At 44.4% G+C, this 22,779-nt stretch carries 23 protein-coding genes; 15 read left to right on the top strand and 8 right to left on the bottom strand.

Features of this window, described 5'->3' with window-relative positions; genetic code table 11:
• The first annotated feature begins 176 nt into the window (after positions 1 to 176).
• From LZG73_RS10320 to LZG73_RS10285, 8 genes are all read left to right on the top strand, one after another.
• The gene (locus tag LZG73_RS10320; RefSeq protein WP_233848495.1) at positions 177 to 638 is read left to right on the top strand and encodes a hypothetical protein; all 462 of its coding nucleotides are present in this window, start codon (positions 177 to 179) and stop codon (positions 636 to 638) included.
• Positions 639 to 689: 51 nt separating this feature from the next.
• Positions 690 to 1,601 carry a winged helix-turn-helix domain-containing protein gene (locus LZG73_RS10315; RefSeq protein ID WP_233848494.1) on the top strand — a complete coding sequence of 304 codons (912 nt, stop codon included), beginning with the start codon at positions 690 to 692 and terminating at the stop codon, positions 1,599 to 1,601.
• Positions 1,602 to 1,865: 264 nt separating this feature from the next.
• Positions 1,866 to 2,528, top strand: coding sequence for an ABC transporter ATP-binding protein (locus LZG73_RS10310; RefSeq protein ID WP_233848493.1), 663 nt, complete (start codon positions 1,866 to 1,868; stop codon positions 2,526 to 2,528).
• Positions 2,529 to 2,543: 15 nt separating this feature from the next.
• Positions 2,544 to 3,854 carry a TolC family protein gene (locus LZG73_RS10305; RefSeq protein WP_233848492.1) on the top strand — a complete coding sequence of 437 codons (1,311 nt, stop codon included), beginning with the start codon at positions 2,544 to 2,546 and terminating at the stop codon, positions 3,852 to 3,854.
• Between the two features lie 159 nt (positions 3,855 to 4,013).
• Complete coding sequence (locus LZG73_RS10300) at positions 4,014 to 4,670, top strand: outer membrane beta-barrel protein (RefSeq protein ID WP_233848491.1); 657 nt, start codon at positions 4,014 to 4,016, stop codon at positions 4,668 to 4,670.
• A gap of 7 nt (positions 4,671 to 4,677) precedes the next feature.
• Entirely contained in the window at positions 4,678 to 5,361 is a 684-nt protein-coding gene (locus tag LZG73_RS10295; protein WP_233848490.1) for a hypothetical protein, read from the top strand.
• A gap of 86 nt (positions 5,362 to 5,447) precedes the next feature.
• Positions 5,448 to 6,143, top strand: a complete 696-nt coding sequence (locus LZG73_RS10290) for a GDSL-type esterase/lipase family protein (RefSeq protein WP_233848489.1) — start codon at positions 5,448 to 5,450, stop codon at positions 6,141 to 6,143.
• Between the two features lie 130 nt (positions 6,144 to 6,273).
• Entirely contained in the window at positions 6,274 to 7,617 is a 1,344-nt protein-coding gene (locus LZG73_RS10285; RefSeq protein WP_233848488.1) for an FGGY-family carbohydrate kinase, read from the top strand.
• Between the two features lie 4 nt (positions 7,618 to 7,621).
• Here the strand turns inward: LZG73_RS10285 and recG are convergent, their stop codons facing one another.
• Entirely contained in the window at positions 7,622 to 9,742 is a 2,121-nt protein-coding gene (gene recG, locus LZG73_RS10280) for an ATP-dependent DNA helicase RecG (RefSeq protein ID WP_233848487.1), read from the bottom strand.
• Between the two features lie 180 nt (positions 9,743 to 9,922).
• Between recG and LZG73_RS10275 the strand changes: the two genes are divergently transcribed.
• Positions 9,923 to 10,423 (top strand): DUF2911 domain-containing protein, encoded by a 501-nt coding sequence (locus LZG73_RS10275; protein WP_233848486.1) that lies wholly within the window; start codon positions 9,923 to 9,925, stop codon positions 10,421 to 10,423.
• A 70-nt stretch (positions 10,424 to 10,493) separates the two neighbouring features.
• On the opposite strand, the gene LZG73_RS10270 is transcribed toward LZG73_RS10275, so the two are convergent.
• The 6 genes from LZG73_RS10270 to LZG73_RS10245 all read right to left on the bottom strand — a co-directional run bounded on the left by LZG73_RS10270 (position 10,494) and on the right by LZG73_RS10245 (position 14,670).
• Entirely contained in the window at positions 10,494 to 10,790 is a 297-nt protein-coding gene (locus LZG73_RS10270; protein WP_233848485.1) for a transcriptional regulator, read from the bottom strand.
• A 34-nt stretch (positions 10,791 to 10,824) separates the two neighbouring features.
• A complete protein-coding gene (locus tag LZG73_RS25585) occupies positions 10,825 to 11,940 on the bottom strand; it encodes a hypothetical protein (RefSeq protein ID WP_310588406.1) in 1,116 nt (371 codons plus the stop codon).
• A 24-nt stretch (positions 11,941 to 11,964) separates the two neighbouring features.
• The gene (locus tag LZG73_RS10260; protein WP_233848484.1) at positions 11,965 to 12,339 is read right to left on the bottom strand and encodes a diacylglycerol kinase family protein; all 375 of its coding nucleotides are present in this window, start codon (positions 12,337 to 12,339) and stop codon (positions 11,965 to 11,967) included.
• The gene (locus tag LZG73_RS10255; protein ID WP_233848483.1) at positions 12,314 to 12,991 is read right to left on the bottom strand and encodes a DUF1361 domain-containing protein; all 678 of its coding nucleotides are present in this window, start codon (positions 12,989 to 12,991) and stop codon (positions 12,314 to 12,316) included. The genes LZG73_RS10260 and LZG73_RS10255 overlap by 26 nt, the downstream gene beginning before the upstream one ends.
• A gap of 102 nt (positions 12,992 to 13,093) precedes the next feature.
• On the bottom strand, positions 13,094 to 14,005 hold the full coding sequence (locus LZG73_RS10250; protein ID WP_233848482.1) for an SMP-30/gluconolactonase/LRE family protein: 912 nt from the start codon (positions 14,003 to 14,005) through the stop codon (positions 13,094 to 13,096).
• Positions 14,006 to 14,025: 20 nt separating this feature from the next.
• Positions 14,026 to 14,670 carry a thioredoxin family protein gene (locus LZG73_RS10245; RefSeq protein WP_233848481.1) on the bottom strand — a complete coding sequence of 215 codons (645 nt, stop codon included), beginning with the start codon at positions 14,668 to 14,670 and terminating at the stop codon, positions 14,026 to 14,028.
• A 268-nt stretch (positions 14,671 to 14,938) separates the two neighbouring features.
• On the opposite strand from LZG73_RS10245, the gene rplU reads away from it, so the two are divergent.
• The 6 genes from rplU (at position 14,939) to LZG73_RS10215 (ending at position 20,095) form a co-directional block, all read left to right on the top strand.
• Positions 14,939 to 15,250: a 50S ribosomal protein L21 gene (gene rplU, locus LZG73_RS10240; RefSeq protein ID WP_026632321.1), complete on the top strand. Its 312-nt coding sequence runs from the start codon at positions 14,939 to 14,941 to the stop codon at positions 15,248 to 15,250.
• A gap of 42 nt (positions 15,251 to 15,292) precedes the next feature.
• On the top strand, positions 15,293 to 15,592 hold the full coding sequence (gene rpmA / locus LZG73_RS10235) for a 50S ribosomal protein L27 (protein WP_233848480.1): 300 nt from the start codon (positions 15,293 to 15,295) through the stop codon (positions 15,590 to 15,592).
• 148 nt (positions 15,593 to 15,740) lie between these two features.
• Complete coding sequence (locus tag LZG73_RS10230; RefSeq protein WP_233848479.1) at positions 15,741 to 16,337, top strand: NifU family protein; 597 nt, start codon at positions 15,741 to 15,743, stop codon at positions 16,335 to 16,337.
• Positions 16,338 to 16,416: 79 nt separating this feature from the next.
• Positions 16,417 to 17,508: a hypothetical protein gene (locus LZG73_RS10225; protein ID WP_233848478.1), complete on the top strand. Its 1,092-nt coding sequence runs from the start codon at positions 16,417 to 16,419 to the stop codon at positions 17,506 to 17,508.
• 27 nt (positions 17,509 to 17,535) lie between these two features.
• A complete protein-coding gene (locus LZG73_RS10220; RefSeq protein ID WP_233848477.1) occupies positions 17,536 to 18,582 on the top strand; it encodes a ferredoxin--NADP reductase in 1,047 nt (348 codons plus the stop codon).
• Positions 18,583 to 19,030: 448 nt separating this feature from the next.
• Positions 19,031 to 20,095 carry a LacI family DNA-binding transcriptional regulator gene (locus LZG73_RS10215; RefSeq protein ID WP_233848476.1) on the top strand — a complete coding sequence of 355 codons (1,065 nt, stop codon included), beginning with the start codon at positions 19,031 to 19,033 and terminating at the stop codon, positions 20,093 to 20,095.
• A gap of 23 nt (positions 20,096 to 20,118) precedes the next feature.
• On the opposite strand, the gene LZG73_RS10210 is transcribed toward LZG73_RS10215, so the two are convergent.
• Positions 20,119 to 22,743 (bottom strand): M1 family metallopeptidase, encoded by a 2,625-nt coding sequence (locus LZG73_RS10210; protein ID WP_233848474.1) that lies wholly within the window; start codon positions 22,741 to 22,743, stop codon positions 20,119 to 20,121.
• Between the last annotated feature and the right edge of the window lie 36 nt (positions 22,744 to 22,779).

The raw sequence follows: 22,779 nt of genomic DNA, 5'->3' as shown, positions 1-22,779 counted from the left end.
TTTGAATAAAATTGATGCAAATTGTTGTCACAATGCAATTGCAACCCTTTTTTAGCCGCATTGTGATCTTTTACATTTCCTTTACAATGTTTTACAGGCGTTTAACCAGGCCGTTTCCAGGTTCTTTTACTTTTGGTCAAATTCAAAATTTATCAAAAACCAAAGTAATTCGCATCATGAAAAACAAGATCTGGAAATTCATTCCTGCGTTAACGCTGATTTTTTCACTGCCGCCTTCGGTTGCATTGCCTAAGGAAAATCTGGACGGTTTTTTCGTCAGTCCGCTTGTCTTGAATGGTCGTTCGGTAAGCCCTGCTGAACTTGCAACGGCGCGCGGAGGCAAGTTGTCATTGGTAAAAGGCAATCCGGGCAACAACAAGATTTCAAAAGTGCCTTTTCTGATTTACCTGACAAGAAATGGAAAAATCGTTAATGGCAATGCCTACGCACACAACAATCCGGTCGTAGAATCCGACATTTATGAACTGCTGAAACCAGCCAAAGCTGGCGACCAGATGACCATTGAGCCGGTCAACAAAAGCGATCAGATTGAAAGGCGGATCATCACCGTGCAGAGCAGTCAGCTTACGCCGCAATTCATTTGGTTTCGTTTCAATAAAAAGAACGACGGCTGCTGATTCCATCGGGATTGTGGTAAATTTGTAGAAGCGCTCATTACATTGATAATCATGCAGATGCATCAACTGAAAATACAGCAATGGTTCAGAAAGTTAATTTTTCTGCTGCTTCTTTGCGCTTTGTTTTTGATCAAAAATCCGGCGTCGGCAAACAGCGAAAATTTCCGTTTTGCAGAAAAAGCAAACATTGCACTGAGGCGAACTGCACATTTATTGTTAGTAAAAAACGGCGATTCTTTATCAACAATCCCGCCTGTCAAGCAACTTGACGCCAACACTTTTTCTATTCGCATGGAGCACGTTTTTGACTACAAACAACTTCCCGAACTGCTAAAACAATCCTTGCAAATGCAGCAAATCGTGCGCGGATATAATGTGTCAATGCGCAAGTGCGAAAATAACGAGTTGCAACTGGGCTATAACTTTCTCGACCTGAACCAGGAAGGCGGTGTGCCATGCGGCGGACGAATTCAGACAGCAGGTTGCTATCAATTGCAGATCAGTTTTTTGCCCGAAACAGTTGAAGCCACGACCGGCGGCAACTGGTGGGCATTGCCGTTTGGAACATTACTGGCGGGCCTGGGTTACATTGTCTGGAAAAAAAGCAGGCCTCGCAATGAACTGCAAACGACTTCGGAAACCCTTGACTTTGTGATCAATGAGTCAAAAATGTTGATTGGCATGTCAAGGTTTGATATCGCCAATCAGACATTAACTTCCGCTGGCGTAACCCATCAGCTCACATTTCGCGAAGCGAAGTTGCTCGCGCTGTTTGCCCGGAATGCCAATCAGGTGCTCGACCGCGATTTTATCCTCAAATCGGTTTGGGAAGATGAAGGTGTGATTGTTGGCCGCAGCGTGGATGTGTTCGTCTCCCGCCTCCGCAAAATACTTGCAAATGAACCGGCAGTTAAGATCGCTGCGGTCCACGGCGTTGGCTATAAAATGGAAGTCTTTTCTTGAAAACCTATGTTTGCCAATTACGCATTGTGTAAGCCATTCAACGGATTTTCAGCGCTTCAACGGACATCGTCCGATACCGTACACATTTTGTACGATTTCGGACGATTAGCCTTTTAGATTAAAACATAAAAACCTAAAATTCAACAGATTACCCTTCTGGCAAGCCTTTTTAAAATAGGATTGGCATAAGAGACGGAGGTATACGCATTTGCTTTTAAAACAGCTTGTCTGTAACTATACCAAAATCTCAAACCTAAAAATTCTATGATTAAGTTAGAAAAGATATCCAAATATTATCCGGCAGGTTTTGGCAAGACATACGTGTTACGCCACATTGATTTAAACATTAAAGAAGGTGAATTTGTATCGATTATGGGACCGTCTGGTTCGGGCAAATCAACCTTATTGCACATTTTAGGATTGCTTGAAGAGCCTTCGGAAGGTGAATATCTTTTTCTTGATGAGCCTGTTCAAAAATTGACTGAAAAAAAACGCACGGAGTTACACCGTCACCACATTGGTTTTGTATTTCAGGCTTATCACTTGATCGACGAACTCACTGTTTATGAGAACATTGAAACGCCGCTTCTTTACAAAGGAACATCTGGTTCGGAGCGGAAAAGCAGGGTTGCTGAGTTGCTTGACAGGTTCAATATGGTTGCAAAAAAAGACCTTTTTCCACACCAGCTTTCAGGCGGACAGCAGCAATTGGTCGGCGTTGCACGTGCCATTGTGCACAATCCGAAAGTGATTTTTGCAGACGAGCCAACCGGAAATCTGCACTCGGAGCAATCCATCGAGATTATGGAATTATTTCAAAAACTTAACCAGGAAGATAAAGTCACCATTGTTCAGGTAACGCACTCGGAAGTGAATGCAGGTTACGGGAACCGGGTTGTGCGACTCAAAGACGGGTGGTTAGCCTAACATCATTTATTAGCCATGAAACATTTAATTTTACTTTTTTGCCTGTTACCGGTTTTCGGGAAGGCCCAATCTACGCTCACCCTCGCGGAATGTGTGGATCTGCTTGCTAAGAATAATCTTATTTATCAGCAAAGTAGTCTGCAAGCTGAGGCTGCACAGGCACAATTGAGGCAAACCAAGTCCCAGGTCCTCCCGCAGATCGCCTTTGGGTCAACGCAAACATTGAATGCGGGTCGGAGCATTGACCAGTCTACCAATACGTATATAGATGAGGTTTTCGGGAATAGTTCGCTTGGACTTAACTTTCAGGTGCCCGTTTTCCAGGGTTTCAAAGTACAGAACCAGATCAGACAAGGGGTTTTGCTTAAAGAATCTGCCGAAGAAAACCGAACTGCAATATTGAATGCACAAACTGTGCTGCTAATGCAGAATTACGTAAATGTGTTGGCAACAAAAGCACTTTACGAATCCTGGACCGATCAAGTTTTATCCTCCGAAACGCAGGTGGACAGAATTTCCAAACAAGTGAATGCCGGAACGGTTGGAGTCAATTTACTTTATGAAATCAAAGCGCAGCTGGCCAATGATAAATTCAGTCAAGTGACGGCCTTAACTGACTACCGAACCGCCAGACTGACTCTTTTCCAGAGAATGAATGTCACGCCAGACGACAAGGTTGATTTTGAAGCACTTGCTCCAAAAGACTCGACATTAACCGCGGCCAATGCCATCGACATTTATGAAGATGCCAAAAAAAGTTTCCCCGAAATTCGAAGCGCAGAATTATACCGCCAAAGCTTTTCGTATCAGGTAAAATCCATAAAAGCGCTTAATTATCCTTCGCTGGGATTGCAGGGCGGGTTTGGTGCCGTGTATGCAACCAGTAACAAGAATCTGGACTATTTTAATCAATTAAACGCAACCCGTAATGGCTCATTGCAGCTGAGCCTGAGCATTCCGATTATGGGCCGCTGGCTTACCAAGCCACGGGTGGAGCTGGCCAAGGTGCAGGAACGCCAGGCGCAAAATACATTGGACGTAACCAACCAGGTTTTGAGACAAGCCATTGAGCTGGCCGTGTTAAACCTGCAATCGATGGCTGACAGACAAGCCTCTGCGCAAGGTCAGGTGGAATCGCTTACGGCGGCATTTGCGGTGATTGAAAGTAAGATGAACGCCGGGATTGCCAATTCATACGAATATTCGCTGGCGAAGGCGAACCTTGCCAAAGCGCAGGCCAATGCGATTCAAGCAAAATATGATTATCTAATGCAGCAGCGATTGTTACAATACTATCGTCAGGGAAACTGGACGGGCGTGTTTTAAAATATTCAAGATTGTTAGGTTAAATTTGGTATCGGTAATTTTTAAGAGGCAGTGACTTATCACTGCCTCTTTTTTGTAGTATTCGTTTAAATTATGTTAAATAACTAATTGGTTACATAAAGATCATTATCTTGCTTTCACTAACTAAAAGCAACAGCTATGAGAAAACTTATCCTCTTCTCGCTACTCAGCATTTTGTGCCTGGCTAGCGAGGTTCAGGCGCAGCTACAAAAGGGAACCGGTTACCTGGGCGCGTCCATTTCCTTCACGGGGCAAAATGGCAAAAACGATTACGAACCGGACGGCGAGCATAAATTGAGCACTTTTGCCGTTGCTCCCACATTGCGGTTTGGCAGGTTCGCAAAGGACAATGTAATGCTGGGCATCGGGCTAACCCCCAATTTCTATTTTCTCCGGAGCAAGAGTGAGTTTATGAACACAGAAAGCAAAACGGGAGTCAATAACTTTTCTGTGACGCTTAATCCGTATATTAGGAATTACAAATCACTAAGCTCCAAATGGGCAATCTTCCTGCACTCAGGCATTAATCTTGGCTATTTACGATTGAAAAATAGCTATGACGACAATTCCAAGTACGAAAATGGATACACAATCGGTGTCAACCTCACGCCCGGCATCACTTACTGGTTCAACCCCAAATTTTCGCTGGAAGCAGATGTCAACGTTTTCAGCTTCGGCGTGAATTACACCAACTTTCTTAACACAAATGCATTCGGAATTTCGTCGGGCATAAGCACCTCTTTGCAGCAATATTTCGGGGTCAGGGCGTCGTGGTATTTTCAAAAAACTAACTAGTCAAGTCATGAAAAAGCTTTTATCGATCTTAATATTTCTGCAATTTTTTGTCGTGCTTGGTGCATTGGCACAATATGATGGAAGACGATTCATTTCAGGTTCGGCGGGTGTCGCGTTTAGCAACAACAACCCGGATTTGGCAAAGGTGAGTCAGTCGTATGGCTACAATGTGAATGTTGGCATTGGTAAATTCAAAACGGAGACAAGGGCCAGTGGCTGGAACCTGAGCTCTACCTTGAACGGCGGCACATCGTATTTTACTAATGCGAATGGTGAACCTCAGATGAATGACCGTATCTCCGGATTCAGCCTTGGGGCAGGTTATTTCTGGCAATATTATAAGCACTTTAATGACAAGTTCGGCATCTTCGCCGGTCCGGCATTGAACGGAGGTTATACGCTGTCCAATCAAATCACGCAAGACCAGGGCGAACCGTTTGACACGAAAACGAACACCATTTCCGTTGCATTTGCTGTCAATGCCGGCCTGTATTATAAATTGTCAGAAAGATGGTGGTTAACGGCAGGTCTTGGATTCGCGACGCCGCTTGCAGTGAGTTACCAATTTGGCGAACAGATCCGGAAGAGTGACGGCAGAAGTTTTGACAGCAGCGCATTCCAGTATGAATTTTCTCCGTCGTTCACATTCCCTAGCGTAGGCCTGGGCCTTCGCTATTTCCTGGCGAATTAAGGAGGCCTCAATGCTAATTTTTGAAGTTTTTACATTAAATACATGGTGGATATGCCTTCTTTGGTATATCCACTTTTTTGTTATTGATGAAAAAAATTTTTCTCCTGCTCTCTGTTATTTGGCTAAGTGCTTGTCACAAACCCAATTCCACGAATATTGCCGAGTCATGGCAACCTGATTATGACATAAAAAGATCAGAGTCGTCCATCGAGGCGTTTGAAAAAGCAGATGCTGAGAAAATGCCTGCCCCGGGCGGGATCGTATTTACGGGAAGTTCTTCTTTCACCAAATGGCAAACGGCTGCTCAAGATCTTGCTCCGCTCCCCATCATTAACCGCGGTTTTGGCGGTTCTACATTCCCGGAAGTCATTTACTATGCCCCGCGCAATGTGCTGAAATACAATCCAAAAACAGTTGTAACATATTGTGAAAATGATATGTTTGGTCAAAAGCCAAAAACGCCCGAACAGGTGAGGGACGAATACGTGACGTTTGTAAAACTGGTTCGCGCCAAACTTCCGGATGTGCAGCTATATTTCGTTTCGCTGAAACCTTCGCCGTCAAGATGGGCAAAAAAAGACGATGTCATCAAGGCCAATCAGCTCATTCAGGATTACATTAAAAAGGATAAAAATCATCATTATATAGATGTATGGCCGGTTATGCTTAAAAACGGACGGCCCGACGGCAGCATTTTCGTAAGCGACAGCCTCCATATGAATGAAGAAGGTTACCGCCGCTGGACAAAGGTTTTTAAACCGATTTTGGAAAAAGCAGTGTGAGAAAAAGTGCCGACACGCGGCGTCTGCAAAGATTTTAAATGAACAGGTAAGGGTATTGGTTTTAACGTAAAGTCACTATATTAACCGAAAAATACATTTCCGGATATAAAAGTGATATCGCATTCAAATAATGAAGGTAACAGCGGTTTTTGACATTGGCAGGACCAATAAAAAGTATATACTTTTTGACGAAAAGTATCAGATTTTAGATGAATTTTCAGAGTCACTTCCGGAGACAACCGATGAAGACGGGTTCCCAACCGAAGATATCGAGCTGCTTACCAAATGGGTGCAGGACCGCTGGGCAGCCCTCCTGGAAGACCCAAAATACGACATTAAGGCTATTAATGTAGCTGCATATGGCGCGAGTCTTGTACATTTGGATGCGTCAAATAAGCCGCTAACTCCTTTATATTCTTACTTAAAGCCATTTCCCGAAAACCTTTTAAAGCAATTTTACAGCACATACGGCGACCCGACACGGCTTTCGCTGCAAACGGGTTCTCCGGCCATGGGAATGCTTAATTCGGGCATGCAGCTTTACTGGCTCAAATACACGTATCCGGACATTTACAAACAGATCGTCACAACATTACATTTACCACAATATATCCTCTATCTCCTCACAGGCCGCAAAGTAAGTGACTACACTTCATTGGGCTGTCACACAGCACTTTGGAGTTTCGAAATGTGGGATTACCACGATTGGGTGAAGGAAGAAGGCATTCATAGAAAGCTTGCGCCGGTGCTAGCCTCGTCGTCATTCATTTACAGACATAATGAAAAAGGAATTCAGTCTGGCTTCGGGTTGCATGACAGCTCTTCTGCATTGATTCCTTATCGGATGGCTGTCAAAAAGCCATTTGTGCTTCTGTCGACCGGAACCTGGTGCATTAACTTCAACTCGTTCGCTTCCAAGCCAATGACTTCTTATCAGCTGGAACGCGACTGCATGAATTACCTGACGCCAGAAGGAAGCGGAGTTACGGCATCGCGTTTATTCCTGGGAAGAGAGCACGATTATCAGGTTGCGCGCATTGCAGAATATTTCAGAGTTGAGCCTGATTTCTACAAAGGAGTCATTTATGACGCGGAGATTTTGAAAGCCGATACGCCACCGTTTTATCCCGCTTGCATGGTTGGAAACGGTCCGTTCCCTGAGCCAAGCCCGCAGGAATGGCAGATCAGCGCTTTTGCTTCCGCTGAGCATGCATATCACCATCTTTTGAAAGGATTGACGAGCTTACTTTTTGTTTCCCTCGACTTGATCGCTGTGAATGATGTGCAGGCAATTTACATTGATGGAGGTTTTGCGAGAAATGAAATATTTACAAAACTCATCGCAGCAAATTATCCAAATCACAGTGTATTCGCAACCGATTTGCCTTACGCGACCTCGTTAGGCGCAGCATTGCACGTCACACGCCCGCAGACATTTGAGTTTTCAAAAGAAATTTACGAGATCAAGCCATAAGCGGCTAACTTATTCTGCTCCAATTGGTTGCTTCCTTGCCCATATGCTCAATGTGCGCTCTTATGGGTTGGTTAACCGGTTGGAGCAGATCAGGATCTGAGTTAAGAATTTCCTCGGCCGACTGCCTAGCCGCTTTTAATATTTCTCCGTCCTGAGCCAGGTTAGCGACCAACAAATCCAAAAGTCCACTCTGCTGCGTTCCCGACAAATCGCCCGGACCGCGCAATTGCAAATCCACTTCGGCAATTTCGAATCCGTCATTGGTCCGGCACATCGTTTCGATCCGCAACTTCGTCTCCTTACTGATTTTGTAATCGGTTATCAAAATGCAATAGGACTGCTCAGCGCCCCGCCCCACCCTTCCGCGGAGCTGATGCAATTGCGACAAACCAAACCTCTCGGCATTTTCAATGACCATTACGGAAGCATTGGGCACATTTACACCCACCTCGATAACAGTAGTCGCCACCATAATTTTCGTTTCCCCCCGAACAAAACGAGCCATTTCAAAGTCCTTGTCGGCAGATTTCATTTTGCCATGCAAAATGCTTAACGGCACATCGGGAAACGCGCGGGAAACGCTCTCATAACCATCCATCAGATCCTTCAAATCCATTTTTTCAGACTCCTCGATCAATGGATAAACCATGTAAATCTGTCTGCCTTTGGCAATTTCATCTTTCAAAAAACCAAATACAGACAATCGGTGGGCATCGTAACGGTGAACGGTTTTGATGGGTTTTCGTCCTGCCGGAAGTTCGTTAATAGCCGAAATATCCAGATCGCCGTAAAGTGTCATCGCCAATGTTCGTGGAATCGGCGTAGCGGTCATCACGAGCATATGCGGGTTGATATGGCTGTTTTTCGCCCATAACTTTGCGCGCTGCGCCACACCAAACCGATGTTGCTCGTCAATGATACAAAGTCCCAGATTTTTGAATTGAACAATGTCTTCAATCAGCGCGTGTGTTCCTACAATGATGTGCATCGAGCCATCAAGCAATTGCTTGTGAATCAATCCCCTGTCCTTCTTTTTGGTAGAACCGGTCAGTTTGCAAATGTTGACACCAAGCGCATCTGCAAATTTTTTCAAACCTTGATAATGTTGATCGGCGAGGATTTCCGTGGGCGCCATGAGGCAAGCCTGGGCGTCATTATCCAATGCAAAAAGCATGGAAATGAAAGCAACAATGGTCTTTCCAGAGCCCACATCGCCTTGCAGCAAACGGTTCATTTGCCTGCCTGTTTTGAGGTCTTCATGAATCTCCGCCAGCACGCGTATCTGTGCATTTGTAAGTGTAAACGGCAGGTGATGGTCGTAAAACTGCTTTACCAAATTTGTATGATTAAAAACCAAGCCGGGATATTCCGTTTTGTGCAAAAGCTTGTTTTTGATCAACCGAAACTGGTTGTAAAACAGCTCCTCAAATTTCAATCGCCGTTGCGCCTGGTGCAGCCATTGCGAGCTTTGCGGCAAATGAAAATTCCACAACGCATCGGCCTTGGACACCAGCCTGTATTTCTGAACCAGGTTTTCGGGAAGTGTTTCGCGGATATGCGGCCGCGATATTTCAAGCAATGACCGCATCATCCGACTTATCGCGCGGCTCTCGACAAATTTCCTGCGCAGCTTTTCGGTAAGCGGATAAATCGGTTGCCAAAAACCGCCGTTTTCATTTTCCGGCGTAATCAGATCAAGCTCGGGATGCGTAATGCTCCACCGGCCGCCAAATGCGACGGGTTTACCAAAAACTATGTATTCTGTATTCGGGCGCAGGTTTTTTTCATACCACGCAATGCTCTGAAACCAAACAAGTTCCAGTATGCCGGTGCCGTCTGTAAAATAGGCCACAAGCCTTTTCTTGTTTCCCTCACCCGTAAGCGTCCATTCTCTTAATCTGCCCTTGATCTGCGCCGCTGGCAGCTGATCGTTAAGATCCTTTATTTTATGAAAAACCGTTCGGTCTTCGTGACGGAAAGGATAATGCTGGATGAGGTCACCAAACGTAAAAATCCCCAGTTCCTGATTCAGCAGGGCTGCCTTTTGCGGTCCTACGCCTTTCAGAAACTCTATTTTAGTGTCAAAAAAGCGGGTCTTTACGGTGGGGTTTGCATCAGAAGTCATTATTCAAATATAGCTTGAAATCGCAGAAAACAATGTTTCTGCTTCACAGATATGTTAATCAAAGTTAATGTCGCCGCTTATCAGCGATTTTGAAACAGGGCGACTTGATTAACAACTTTTGAATGGCGTATTTCGCTAAATTTTAATTTTTTCCACAACCTAAAATCAATGTTGCAGTTTATGAAAACCACATTTTTGACACTTTTCCTTTCCCTAATCGCATTATCATGGGCGTCCGCACAAAGCCCGAGAGTCACAACCGACGGCCCGAATGTTAGCATTGCTTACGGTCAGCCTTCAAAAAAAGGAAGAGTTCTTTTTGGCAAAGAGGGAAGCGAGAGTTTAGAAAAATATGACAAAGTTTGGAGAACGGGCGCGAATGCTTCCACGGAAATCACATTCAAAAAAGACGGCATGTTCGCTGGTAAAGCCGTAAAAGCTGGCACTTACAGCTTGTTCACAATCCCCGGAGAAAAAGAATGGGCGATCATTTTGAACAGCGTTTTGGGTCAGTCCGGCGCATATGATTACGAGAAAAATAAGGGCAAAGACGTCTTGAAAGTGACTGTGCCAAGCAAAACATACCCAACATCAGAAGAAAAACTTACCTTCAAAGTAAGCGCCACTTCACTCGATTTTCAATGGGACAAAACTGGCTTTTCAGTTCCTTTGAAGTTTTAATGTTGTTTAAAAAAAAAGAGAGGACTTGCCAAGTTTCAAAAACTTGGCAAGTCCTCTCTTTTTTTTCATCCTACAAATTCTGCCGGATCATATTTTCCAGCACTTGCAAATGATCCGTGAATGCTTTGTGCCCTGATTCGGTTGCTTTGTAAGTGGTGAGGGGCTTTCTGCCCAGGAATTGCTTTTGAAATTCAATGTATTTGGTTTCTTCCAATGCCTTCAAATGAGAGGCCAGGTTGCCGTCGGTTAGCTGCAAAAGATCTTTTAATTCATTGAAACTGAGGGCGTCGTTTACCACAAGCACAGACATTAGCCCAAGCCTAATTTTACTTTCAAAAACTTTATTAAACTTCTCTAACCACTCCATTTATTACGGCCACAGGCCAGTTCTTTTCAAGAAATTATCTATCAAGCTCCATCAACAACATTGCATCCCTGTTTCGGAGCCACACTGCCTGGTCCCGCAGATTGTTCGCGCGCGTTGTTAGCAGCGTCGAAACAAATCCTGTTCCTAATGACACCCAAAAGAAAGTTCTTACGCTGTTTCTATTTCCTGAAACCAAAGAATTGACCGATCCAATCACACCTGCCATGGACAACACAAAGGCAACGCCCCTCGTCCGTCGCGACTTTTTGTAAAGTTCAAAGCCACCCTGTGAAATCACAAACTCGTTTTTTAGCGCTTTTTGCCCTCTGAATAACATATTCCCTTTCACATAACTGTTTCCGCTTTGCAGGTAAATCGTCTCTTTGTCATACCATTTTTTGGCAAGCACCACAGCGCTGTCGGAAACCGTTTGGCCGTTGCTAGCAAATGAAAACAATAGCAATGCAACGCATATTAAGCCTTTGGCAACTGTTTTATTACTGATATTTTTTTCGCGTTCGTAGCGGTTGTACATGGCTAATCCATAAACAATGTGCAATACACCAAAGCCGAGCGACCAAAACAATAGCGAGTAATTCGTTAGAAAGAGTGTCAAACTGCCGAGCGCAATTTCGCAGATGCCCATATAAAAGAGTTCCGGGTAAGTGAATTTGCTGGCGTTCACCAACGCAATGCCGTAAAAAATCAATGTTGCTGGAAACACAATCCATATCATGTGATGGTAAAGCAGCATGGCAAGGCAAAAAATCCCGCCCGTCAGAAGCGGAACCGCCATGCCAACCAATAATCTTTTTGAGCTTCCGTTCCAGACGGTTAACCCTCTTTTCTTCCCTTTGCGAACTGTCAGGATAATGCCGGCAGCAAGTGAAAACAGCAACACACAAAAGCCATCAGCGATCAAAAACCGGGCAACATCCTCCTGGTGACCGCCGGCATAGGGTGCCGTGGGTGTGGCGATTTCAGCAAGCCAGTCGGTCTTGAATTTAACATAAGCCGCCCCAGCTCCCATAAGCGCGAAAATGCCGATAAAAACACCGCTTAATCCGCTTAATGACAAGAACTTGGAAGACCGCTCCATTAGGCTACGGATCTCGTTCAATGTATGCAGAGAGTCCTCGTTTGAATTCATAGAACAGATTGTAAAAGTGTTATATCAAAAAAGGAGCAAAAATTTTGGAACAAAAATAATAAGACCAACCAGCACGGCTGAGATTGCCAGGAGCAACACTGCTGCGGCGGCCGTGTCTTTCACAACCTTGATAACAGGATGATAATCAGGCATAACCAAATCCGCCAACTTTTCAATAGACGTGTTAAATGCCTCAGCGGCCAGCACAAGCGCAACTTGAATAATGATAATGCTCCACTCCACGCCCGAAATATCGAAAAACACAGCCGCCATTAACACCAGAATACAGGCCATTAAATGAATCCGGGCATTGTTCTCGTAACGGAATAAATTGTAAATCCCCACACCCGCAAAGCGAAAACTGCGTGCGGCTTTAAGAAAATCTATGGGTCCCTTCATTTTGTTTGAGTTCGGCGAAAATATGGAACGCAAAGTACAACAACATCAGCACGAACGAAAACGTCAAAGTGTGTTTTATGGCCATTGGATCCTGCATACTCTTGAAAATGCCACGCGCGAGCGCACCCGGCTGCGTTACGATATCCCAGCTGTTCCAGCGTCCGTAACGTCCCAAAAAGATTCCGAACCCGCTCATTACCATGGAAATTAAAACGGTTAGCCATGCGAGGCGTTCGTTCCAGCGGCGTGTGATGATCCGGTGCACAATGCGAATGCTGTACAAACCTGTCAGAAAACCGGCCACGGAAAATGTGAAGATCATCAGGGCATCATACCAGATAATGTTTTCAGCCGCGCCTTTCAAATGTTTCAGATCAGTAATAATGTAGGGTGCATTTGGGAAGAAAAGCAGCCATATAACTAAGTAAACCATCAAAATGCCGAATGGCAGTTGTTTCTTTGATTCTTTTTCCCAAACCATTTTGATAAAAATCAGCGGCACCCAGGCCAGAAACAGGTTCCAGGCCAGAAAGATGAAATCCCAATTGTGAATGAGCATTCTGAACAGCAGCAATGTCATTGCGGAGGCTGAAACAAACGCGAGGAGAGCAACTTTTTGATTGCTTTGCAGATAGCGTACGAGATTTTCCAATGTTAGTGAACAGTTTAGTGTAAAGTACTTTGAAATACAAAGTAAGTTAAACCGCGTCGACTTTTCAAGGGGCTGCCTTGCTGATTTTAAGAAATGTGTTGATTATTTTTTGCTAACTGCCTCAAAAGCCTTCATCATCGCCCATTCTCTCCCAGCTGTGTTCGCTTTAAATGTTTCGAGGCAACCGCGATCCTGCAATGTGATGTAGCAGGTCTTTCCGTTTTTTCCACCAAAACAAATGTTGGAAACCTTCTTCCCAATGGTCGTAATGGTCTGAATTACTTTGCCTTCGGGTGAAAGCACCGCAACTTCACCTTTTCCATGGCGGGCAATGTAGAGGTTCCCTTCTACATCGCAGCGCATGCCATCCATGCCGCCGTCGGCAAATTGGTGCAGGAGTTTTTTGTTGGACAAAGAACCATCCGACGCCAGGTCGAAAACCCAGACATTCCTTTGCACACTTTCGTTAACATAAAGCTTTTTCTCGTCCGGACTGATATCAATGCCGTTGGTCGTGCCCATGTTTTCAGCCACCAAACGCGTTTTTCCATCCGGAGAAACATGCCAAATTTGACCAGTTCCTTCTTTCCAATTGGGATCCGATAAGAAAATGTGACCTTTTGCAGTGATCGCAAGGTCATTCGGCTGGTTCATTTTAGGCTCATTGGCAAAAACGGAAATGTCTTTGGTAATTAAATTGACTTTGAGAACATTATGCCCTGTAAAATCAGCCACGTAAAATGTATTCTTGTCTCCAAACCGAATGCCGTTTCCTGTGCTTCCTTTTGGCAAAGTCACAAAAAAACTGGCACTTCCTTTTTTGCTCATGATTGCAACTGTCCCGTCACGCGCGAAATTCACGGCATACACATTGCCCTCACTGTCAACAGCCGGGCCCTCGCAATTGCTGGTGAATTCACCTTCGGTCGAGAATTTTTTGCTTTTGGTTTGGGCAAAGGTTATTTGAATAAAACCGAAGCAAAAAGTGAAGAGGAGGAGAAAATATTTATTCATGTCAAGAGATCAAAAAGTCATTAATTTTTCCATTTGATGGCGCAACCTACGGGTTTTGTTGTTGTGGTTACCACAGGCTTGCCGCCTAAAAGATTGCTGACAGCCTCATCAGCATACAATTTGCTAACGCCAGCCGGATCTTGCGGATTGTCATCGATCATGCCAATGTAGCGCACCGTGAATTTGCCTCCACTTTTTTGTAAAATATAAACTTGCGGCGTGCGGCCCGCACCAAACGCTTTGGCCACCTGCTGGGATTCATCCACCAGATAAGGATAACCATAACTTTTCGCAGCTGCACGTTCCTTCATTTTTTCGAATGTATCATCCTGATGCGTGCCCGGATCGCTTGGATTGATCGCTATAACCGGATAGCCTTGTGAAGCAAATTTATTGTTCAATGCAATCATGCGGTCCTCGTAAGCTTTTGCAAACGGACAATGATTGCTTGTAAAAATGACGATTACGCCCTTTGCATTGGTAAAATCATTGAGCGAAACCATATTGCCGTCGGTGTTTTTCAACCGGAAACTGGCAGCGGCATCCCCCACTTGGTAACCACCTGATTGATTAACTTCGGTAAGCGCAGGCTTCGTTTCCAATGCATTTGCTCCGGTGGCCAACCCGACACTTAAAACCACCGCAATCCATAACCCAATTTTCATTTTTCTGCTTTTTATACGCATGCTATCATTAAGACGTAATTTATGGAATAAAGTAACAGATGGGATTGTTAAGTTTTGTTAATTCAATGTATAGGCGCTGTGAAGGCCGGTAATCATATAAAGGTAACGGTTTGCCCAACTCTAACTATACGTCACGAAATATTTGCCCGCAAATCCCTGAACATTTCCGTTAAAGCGTTGTTATTCTGTATGCAAGTGCCTATCTTTGCACCTCATTTTAGAAATCAGTTTATCATAATTTATTAACATGTACGCAATCGTAGAAATCGCAGGTCAGCAATTTAAGGTTGAAAAGGGTCTCGAAATCTTCACGCATAGGCTTGAAGGTGACGTGAACGCTGCTCTTGTGTTTGACAAAGTCCTTTTGGTTGATACCGCAGGCACTGTACAGGTAGGCCTTCCAACAGTTGCAGGCGCTTCTGTTAAAGCAACTGTCCTTGAACACCTTAAAGGTGAAAAAGTGATCGTCTTCAAAAAGAAAAGACGTAAAGGTTACAAAGTTAAAAATGGTCACCGTCAGTATTTGACAAAGATCAGCATTGACGAAATCGTAGCTTAATCAGTTTTAAATAAAGAAATTAACATTAATAGTTAAGATATCATGGCACATAAGAAAGGTGTAGGTAGCTCGAGAAACGGACGTGAATCGGAAAGCAAGCGTCTGGGAGTAAAATTATTCGGTGGCCAGCTTGCCAAAGCAGGAAATATCCTGGTTCGTCAGCGTGGAACGAAACACAATCCTGGTAACAATGTAGGCATTGGCCGTGACCATACTTTATTTGCATTGGTTGAAGGCAATGTGGTTTTCCGTAAGACGCGTCAAAACAAGTCATACGTTCACATTGAACCAACTGCAGTTGCTGTTGCCCCGGCTGAACCAGCTGTTTTGGCAGAAGCTTAGTCAACAAAGTCATTAATTGAAAGAAGCCCGAAGGATTTAAAGTCCTTCGGGTTTTTTATTGTTAGAAGTCAGGCATTCAAACCAAAAAGCTGTTTTGCTTGTTTCAAAACAACAAAGTCATTTACCCGTTTCAAAATATTACCAAACAATGCTAACACGCCCGGTTTTTGTATATACGGAATTGAGCCCGAACCCGAATTCGATGAAGTTCGTCCTGAACTTCGAATTGGTTCCTGAGGGCCTTTCATTTGATTATCCTTCGTTGGAGGCTGCATTGGAAGAAGGAAAAGCTTCTCCGCTTGCATCGGATCTGTTCCAGTTTCCACACGTGAAGAGAGTGTTTATAACCAGCAATTTTGTTACGCTTACCAAAGATGAGGAAACTGCCTGGGAAGACGTTTTGCGTGATACGAAGCAGTTTATTAAAATATATTTTGAAGAAAATCACCCCATTTTCGCTCAGCAAACGATTGATAAAAATACATTGATCGTTGATTCGAGAGATTCGGATACGGTGCAGCAGATTAAGGCTGCGTTGGATCAATATGTGCGTCCGGCCGTTGAGTCTGATGGCGGCGCGATCAATTTTCACTCGTTTAATGAAGATTCCGGCGTTGTGAAGGTTTTATTGCAAGGCTCGTGCAGCGGTTGTCCATCTTCAACATTGACATTGAAAGCCGGTATTGAAAACCTGCTTACCCGCATGGTTCCCAACGTGAAAGAAGTTGTGGCGGAAGGCGTTTAAGGTTTAATAAATATATGTTGGAAACCCTGTCGTCAACGGCGGGGTTTCTTTTTTTGTGCCCTTTCGTTAGTTTCGGCACATGAAGCAACCGCTGCAATTTTTTTTAAATCAAATCGAAAGTCTTCAGTCCAAGGGCGGACCTTATTTCCCCGAAGGCATTTTTCCGGCCTATCGACAAAACGAACTGATCGGTTACCAACGGCCTGACACGACAATTTTCTTTTCAGCAATTATTTGCTTCACATTAAAATCCATTGCCCTTAACGCAGATGCTGAGCAGCAAAAATCAATTGAAAAAATCTGCAATGACGCGATCAAGAACTATCCGGATTTTCAAAATAAAGACGGGCTCAAAACTTATAATTTCTGGAAGACGAGGCCATCCCGGCATTTTCCAAATGGTTTTATTTTTCACCGTTTCGAGCATTTCCGGATTCCCGACGATGTGGACGACACTGCATTCATATATCTGACAACACAGCCGAGTCCCGCGGAATTAATTTGGCTTAAAGAAAAGCTTGCATTGCATGCGAACGGAACGAAATTGAACGTCCGCAATACATTTGAAGAATATAGGGAGCTGAAAGCTTATTCCACATGGTTTGGGAAAAACATGTATGTTGAGTTTGATATCTGCGTGCTTAGTAACCTGATGTATTGCATTTTACACTATAATTTGCCCCTTAACCAACACGATGAAGACAGTTTGCATTACATAACGTCCGTCATTGAGACCGATCGTTATATCACTGCTCCGTTCCGTTGCGCGCATCAATATCCGCGAACACCGCTCATTATTTATCATGTTGCGCGTTTGATTGCAGCATTCGATCCCGACGCATTGCAACCGATTAAGAACAAATTGATTGCTGATGCAAAATCGATTTTGCTTTCGTCCAAAAACGCAATGGATAAAGTCATTATTTCGACTTCATTAATGCGATTGGGCGTCAGAACCGAGCGGATAGCAGTCGAAAATTTGTCAAAAAGTGATTTTAAAGGCTTTTATTTCTTCATCGCCGGCTTGCTCACGGCTTACGAAAATCCATTGCTTTACAAGTTGGCGGTCAGTCCATTGTTTCACATGCATTGGATCTGCGAGGCGCATTGCTGGACGCTTTTGGCCGAATATGAGACGCTTTGGAACAACTCGATAGAAGAAGCTTGTTAGGTTTTAATTCAAATAAAATGTTTTCCAATGTCCGAAGCCACGATTTCTTTGCGAGTGAAGCACATCATTTCGGAAGCAACTGATGCTAAGACATTTGTTTTTGAGCGAACTAACGAACTTGACTTCGTTTATAAAGCCGGACAATTTCTGACATTCCTGATTCCCATGCACGGTCACGAGGTCAGGCGCTCCTACTCCATGAGCTCCGCGCCGGGTGTGGACGAGTTGCCAGCCATCACCATCAAGCGCGTTCCTAATGGCGAAATGTCAAGGTTTTGGATTGATACGGTGAAAGTTGGTGATCATTTTAATGTGTTGCCGCCATCGGGAAGATTTGTTCTGGAAGATGCCGTGGGTTTACCGCGGGACATTGTGCTTATTGCCGCTGGAAGTGGCATCACACCGCTGTTTTCGATCTTAAAACAAACCCTGGCGACCGAAACGGAGAGCCAGATAACCTTGCTTTACGCGAGCAGAAATGTCAAATCTGCGCTCTTTCATGATCAAATCGCACATTGGGCGCAGCAGTTTGCCGAGAGACTGAAAGTGATCCACATTCACAGCCAGCCGACAGACGACTGGAATGGTATGCGTGGCAGGATTAACAATACGCGGCTTGAACAATTGGTTACTAAATCACTGCATTTTGAGGCGCAAAAAGCCCGTTTTTTCATTTGTGGCCCCTATGAGCTCATGCGCTCCGTAGAGATCACATTGCATTACATGGGATTTTCCGCTTTGCAGATCAGAAAAGAGAATTTCGTCATTCCCACACTTCCCGCGCCACCGCCTGTTTCCGATCCGCATGTTATAAAATTGCATTTTCGCGGACAGATCCATGATCTGTTCATTCCTGCGCACACCACTGTTTTAGATGCTGCGCTGGCTGCCGGCATTAAGCTGCCTTACAGCTGCAAAGGTGGCCGATGCGCTGCCTGTGCGGGGATTTGCAAGAGTGGCTCATTGCATATGAGCGTGAATGAAGTGCTTACCGACAGAGATCTTAAAGACGGCTGGATACTGACCTGCTCGGCTTATCCGGATTCGAATGATGTTTTTATTGAGATTCCCTAAACATTTTAGGAAATAAAAAAGCGTATGAATTTGACTTCATACGCTCGTTACGGATTTAGGATTAGCAGAAAATTGGGTAATTATTCTGGAAAAGGTTAAAGGTTAGAATCTTTAAGGTGTTTAGGACTGTGAACGAAGAATAATATTTTATCTTAATTCTTGATTACAAAATTAGTTGTAAAATCGGTTAATCCTACAAAAATTTCAGAAAGTGCACGAGCACGCAGCAAATTTGGCAAATCGTGTTCGTACCCGGCCTCAACAACCTATGAATGCCTTAGCGTAGTAAAATTAATTTCCAGCGAGCATAATCTCAAATTTATTATAAAAAAAATTTGAAAAATATTGTCCATGCTGCATTAGTTTGATTGAAAAGGCTCAACGTTCAAATAAAAATTTGATATTCGCCTTACGAACAGAAATTGAAGAAGCTGAATAACGACGGAAAGTGAAAAAAAGAATAGTCAGAATAAAAGATATAGCAGAAAAAGCCCAAACTTCTAAGGGAACCGTTGACCGTGTTTTGCATAACCGGGGAAGAGTTGCAGACGACGTCCGCGAACGCATTTTGGCCATTATCAAGGAACTCAATTACGAACCCAACTTCATTGCCCAATCACTTAAATCGCAGCGCACGTTCAATCTAGCCGTGCTTATTCCTGATCCGGATGCGGATTCGTATTGGGAAGCGCCGAAGATTGGCTTAGAAAAAGCGGAGAAAGAACTTCGTCAATATGGCGTTTATATCACGCTATTTATTTTCAATTCACACGAAGAACAATCGTTTATTGCCAAGGCGAAAGAGGTTTCAAAAGAGCATCCTGACGGGCTGCTCATTGCGCCCGTTTTTTATAAAGAAGCATTGCCGTTTTTTGAAGAATGGGAGAAACTGAACATTCCTTATGTGCTTTTCAACACTCAGATTGAGCATGTTAACCCGCTTTGTTACATTGGGCAGGATTCTTACAGAAGCGGTTGCCTGGCAGCGAAAATTTTAAGTTTCGGTTTGCAGTCCTCGGCAACGGTGCTCATTGCACACGTGAATGAAGATATTTCAAACTCCGCCCACCTTATTACAAAAGAGGCTGGCTTCCGTGATTATTTTAAAACAGGCGAACAGCATGGCGCGGTGAAGGTGATTAGCCGCGAGATTAACTTTCCCGATGGTGAAAATTTGGACGATCAGCTTGACGCGATATTGACAGAAGAGCCGGATTTGAAAGCCGTTTATGTGACCAATTCCAAGGCGTTCGAGGTTGCCTCGTATCTGGAAAAGAAGTCTTTGAATCATATTAAACTGATCGGTTACGACCTTTTAAAGCCTAACCTGCATTATTTGAACAAGGAAATCATCAATTTCCTGATCAATCAAAATCCGCTGGGACAAGGTTATTGGGGAATTCACCAGCTGGCCAATTTCCTCGTTTTCAAAAAAGACATTCAACCGATCAAATTCCTTCCCTTAGACATTATTACAAAGGAAAACCTGGACTATTATCTGGATCCGCAATGATCGGAAGCTGCGCATTTGCTGTTCTATAAATCACCGAACTGGCTGTACATTTCTTTCAGCTTAGGCTCTGTTTCCTTAGCCCGAATGTCTTTCCGAAGCGCAGCCACGCCTTGAATGTCCGTGAGCAAACCCAGCGCCTGGAATGCACCGAAACGCACGAAATAAGACGGATTTTCACGCGCGAGGCCTTCAAGCACCGGAATGCTTTTTCTCTGCACATCCTGCTTCGACTTGATCAGATATTTCCCGAAAACCTGCAAGAAATTATATTTCTCAGTTGGCTTCATGAACTTCATTTTGTCAAGAAACCAATCGAATCTTTCTGGCTGTGCGAGTCCGGCGTAATAGTTGCCTACTGAGGTCACAATGGCATCATTCGGACTGTTTTCAAACATTGCCGCAATCTCATTGGCGTCCGTTGGCTGCCCCATCAAATATTTCTCCATCGCCACAGAAACCACCTGATATGAACTGTCACTTAATGCTTCCCTGAATATCGAATCGCTGTTATTGTCGCCAAATGATGCGAGTGTGATCATTGCTTCTGCACGAACTTGCGGATGCGGATCAAGGCGTGCGCGACTTTGGATTATCTTTTCAATGTCTGCAAATCCTGCTCCGTCATACTCAGCGAAATTACTGATTGCCATTTGGCGCAATTTCCAAAAATCATCCGTCATCGCTCTCACAAGCACAGCTTTTGAAACCGAGTCTGCGAGCGTGCCTTCCAGGGATGCCAATGCCTCGTATTTATGCAGAAAACGGTCGCTATTTGCATATTGAAATTCCATTTCCCGGCGTGTTTTTTCGTGCTCCACTTGCCCAAGCAATTGTGCGTCCGCGTCAAAAACGACCAGATCAGGCTTTTTCGCAGCCGGGAATTCCAGCGTTTGCGAAGCTTTGTCCACCAGCACCGTATATTGATTTTTCTTACCATTGACCCAAACATCCACTCTAACCGGCAAGCGGTAAACGGTTGTTGCAAGCGTGTCCTGCGTTTGTTTCAATTTCAAAAGCACCTTGCCAGTCGCGGCAGCATATTCTTGCTGAATCTTAATGATCGGGTGGCCTGGCTTGTGAAACCATTGATCAAAAAACCAGTTCAAATCCTCCCCTGACACTTTCTCAAAGGCCATCCGTAAGTCGTCAATTTCAGCAGTTCCGAAAGCGTGCGATTTCAGATATTGTTGCAGCGAGGCAAAAAATGCATCGTCACCAACGTAATTCCGCAGCATATGCAGGATTCGACCGCCTTTTGCGTAGGAATGGCTGTCAAACATATTTTCACGATCCTTATAAAAATAGCGGATCATTGGAACCTGCTTCGTTTCTGCCTCGCCCAGATATGCTTTCATTTCCTGCAAATTCTGCCAGTCAGCTTCGTATTTTCCATTGTTATATTCGCTCCACAAATATTCTGAATAATTCGCAAAGGATTCATTCAAAGGCAATTGACCCCATTCTTCGCAAGTCACATAATCACCAAACCAATGATGCGCCAGCTCATGTGCAATAACGGCATCCGAATTTCCATCGACCAATGATCGCGCATCATTCTGAACGCCTTCTTCGTGCACAGTCGCCGTTGTATTTTCCATTGCACCCGCCACAAAGTCCCTTACGGCAATCTGAGCGTATTTTTCCCACGGATATTCCATGCCGAAAACATTGGAGAAGAAGCCCATCATTTCCGGTGTTCTGCCAAATATGGCATGTGCATCCGCACCATATTTCGGCTCAACATAATAACTCAACTCCAAGCCATTGGGCATCATGTCCTTTGCAACCGCAAAATCACCCACTGCAATCATGGTCAGATAAGGCGCGTGCGGCAATGATTGTTTCCAATGGTCAATCCTGGTGCCTTTTTTGCCTTCATTCTGCTCGACGAGCAAGCCGTTCGACAACGTTTTGTAAGTGCTGTCAACGGTGATATAAATGTCTTGGGTGAATTTCTGATTGGGTGCGTCGATCGTCGGAAACCAGCAGCTGCTCCCCTCCGTTTCGCCCTGCGTCCAGATCTGCTTCGGCTTGCCCTCATCCATGCCATCCGCATTGATAAAATACAAACCTTTCTCGGAAGCGCTGTCGCCGGGCTTATCGCGCGGAATGTCATTCGGCCGGGCAACGTAATCTATTTTAACAAAAAGCGTGTCCTTGCGTGAATAATTTTGTCCGAGCTTAATGATCAGTTTTCGCTTGTCGTAAGTGTATTCGAGTTTCTGTTTGACTTTGCCATTGATTTCTTCGTTGGACAAAGAGCCATAATCGCCCACCGTGTCAAGCAATGCAATGCTTTTTATATCAAAGCCTTTTGCATCCAGTTCCAATGTATTCTGCGGATAAAAATGCGACCGGAACATCAGCACTGCTGACGCTGGAACCTGTTGTTTTTCCCAATCGAACGCAACATCCAGACGCGTGTAAAGAATATCACTTTTTTTCTGGCGCTCAGGACGATACGGACCTTGCGCAGTAACCACTCCCGGATTTCTTCTCTTTAATGTATCAGCCACTTCCGTCGCCTCGGCGGAGAATGAACAAAGGATTAAAGCAGTGCAGATTATATAGATCAAACGGCCCAAAAAAAGCCCTCTATTGTGGCTGTCGGTTGTTCTGTTTAAGTTGGTTGTGTGGAAGTAAGTCAAAGTGATTCAGTTATATTTTCGTTTTACTTTACAAAT

The sequence above is a fragment of the Dyadobacter sp. CY326 genome (assembly GCF_021390515.1).
GTDB lineage: Bacteria > Bacteroidota > Bacteroidia > Cytophagales > Spirosomataceae > Dyadobacter.
The sequence above is the reverse complement of the archived record's forward strand: the minus strand, read 5'-3'. Positions and strand labels throughout refer to the sequence as shown.

Excerpts from the sequence above, each read along its gene's own strand:
- LZG73_RS10320 (WP_233848495.1), top strand. The coding sequence starts at position 177 with ATGAAAAACAAGATCTGGAAATTCATTCCTGCGTTAACGCTGATTTTT.
- LZG73_RS10315 (WP_233848494.1), top strand. The coding sequence starts at position 690 with ATGCAGATGCATCAACTGAAAATACAGCAATGGTTCAGAAAGTTAATT.
- LZG73_RS10310 (WP_233848493.1), top strand. The coding sequence starts at position 1,866 with ATGATTAAGTTAGAAAAGATATCCAAATATTATCCGGCAGGTTTTGGC.
- LZG73_RS10305 (WP_233848492.1), top strand. The coding sequence starts at position 2,544 with ATGAAACATTTAATTTTACTTTTTTGCCTGTTACCGGTTTTCGGGAAG.
- LZG73_RS10300 (WP_233848491.1), top strand. The coding sequence starts at position 4,014 with ATGAGAAAACTTATCCTCTTCTCGCTACTCAGCATTTTGTGCCTGGCT.
- LZG73_RS10295 (WP_233848490.1), top strand. The coding sequence starts at position 4,678 with ATGAAAAAGCTTTTATCGATCTTAATATTTCTGCAATTTTTTGTCGTG.
- LZG73_RS10290 (WP_233848489.1), top strand. The coding sequence starts at position 5,448 with ATGAAAAAAATTTTTCTCCTGCTCTCTGTTATTTGGCTAAGTGCTTGT.
- LZG73_RS10285 (WP_233848488.1), top strand. The coding sequence starts at position 6,274 with ATGAAGGTAACAGCGGTTTTTGACATTGGCAGGACCAATAAAAAGTAT.
- recG (WP_233848487.1), bottom strand. The coding sequence starts at position 9,742 with ATGACTTCTGATGCAAACCCCACCGTAAAGACCCGCTTTTTTGACACT.
- LZG73_RS10275 (WP_233848486.1), top strand. The coding sequence starts at position 9,923 with ATGAAAACCACATTTTTGACACTTTTCCTTTCCCTAATCGCATTATCA.
- LZG73_RS10270 (WP_233848485.1), bottom strand. The coding sequence starts at position 10,790 with ATGGAGTGGTTAGAGAAGTTTAATAAAGTTTTTGAAAGTAAAATTAGG.
- LZG73_RS25585 (WP_310588406.1), bottom strand. The coding sequence starts at position 11,940 with ATGAATTCAAACGAGGACTCTCTGCATACATTGAACGAGATCCGTAGC.
- LZG73_RS10260 (WP_233848484.1), bottom strand. The coding sequence starts at position 12,339 with ATGAAGGGACCCATAGATTTTCTTAAAGCCGCACGCAGTTTTCGCTTT.
- LZG73_RS10250 (WP_233848482.1), bottom strand. The coding sequence starts at position 14,005 with ATGAATAAATATTTTCTCCTCCTCTTCACTTTTTGCTTCGGTTTTATT.
- LZG73_RS10245 (WP_233848481.1), bottom strand. The coding sequence starts at position 14,670 with ATGAAAATTGGGTTATGGATTGCGGTGGTTTTAAGTGTCGGGTTGGCC.
- rplU (WP_026632321.1), top strand. The coding sequence starts at position 14,939 with ATGTACGCAATCGTAGAAATCGCAGGTCAGCAATTTAAGGTTGAAAAG.
- rpmA (WP_233848480.1), top strand. The coding sequence starts at position 15,293 with ATGGCACATAAGAAAGGTGTAGGTAGCTCGAGAAACGGACGTGAATCG.
- LZG73_RS10230 (WP_233848479.1), top strand. The coding sequence starts at position 15,741 with ATGCTAACACGCCCGGTTTTTGTATATACGGAATTGAGCCCGAACCCG.
- LZG73_RS10225 (WP_233848478.1), top strand. The coding sequence starts at position 16,417 with ATGAAGCAACCGCTGCAATTTTTTTTAAATCAAATCGAAAGTCTTCAG.
- LZG73_RS10220 (WP_233848477.1), top strand. The coding sequence starts at position 17,536 with ATGTCCGAAGCCACGATTTCTTTGCGAGTGAAGCACATCATTTCGGAA.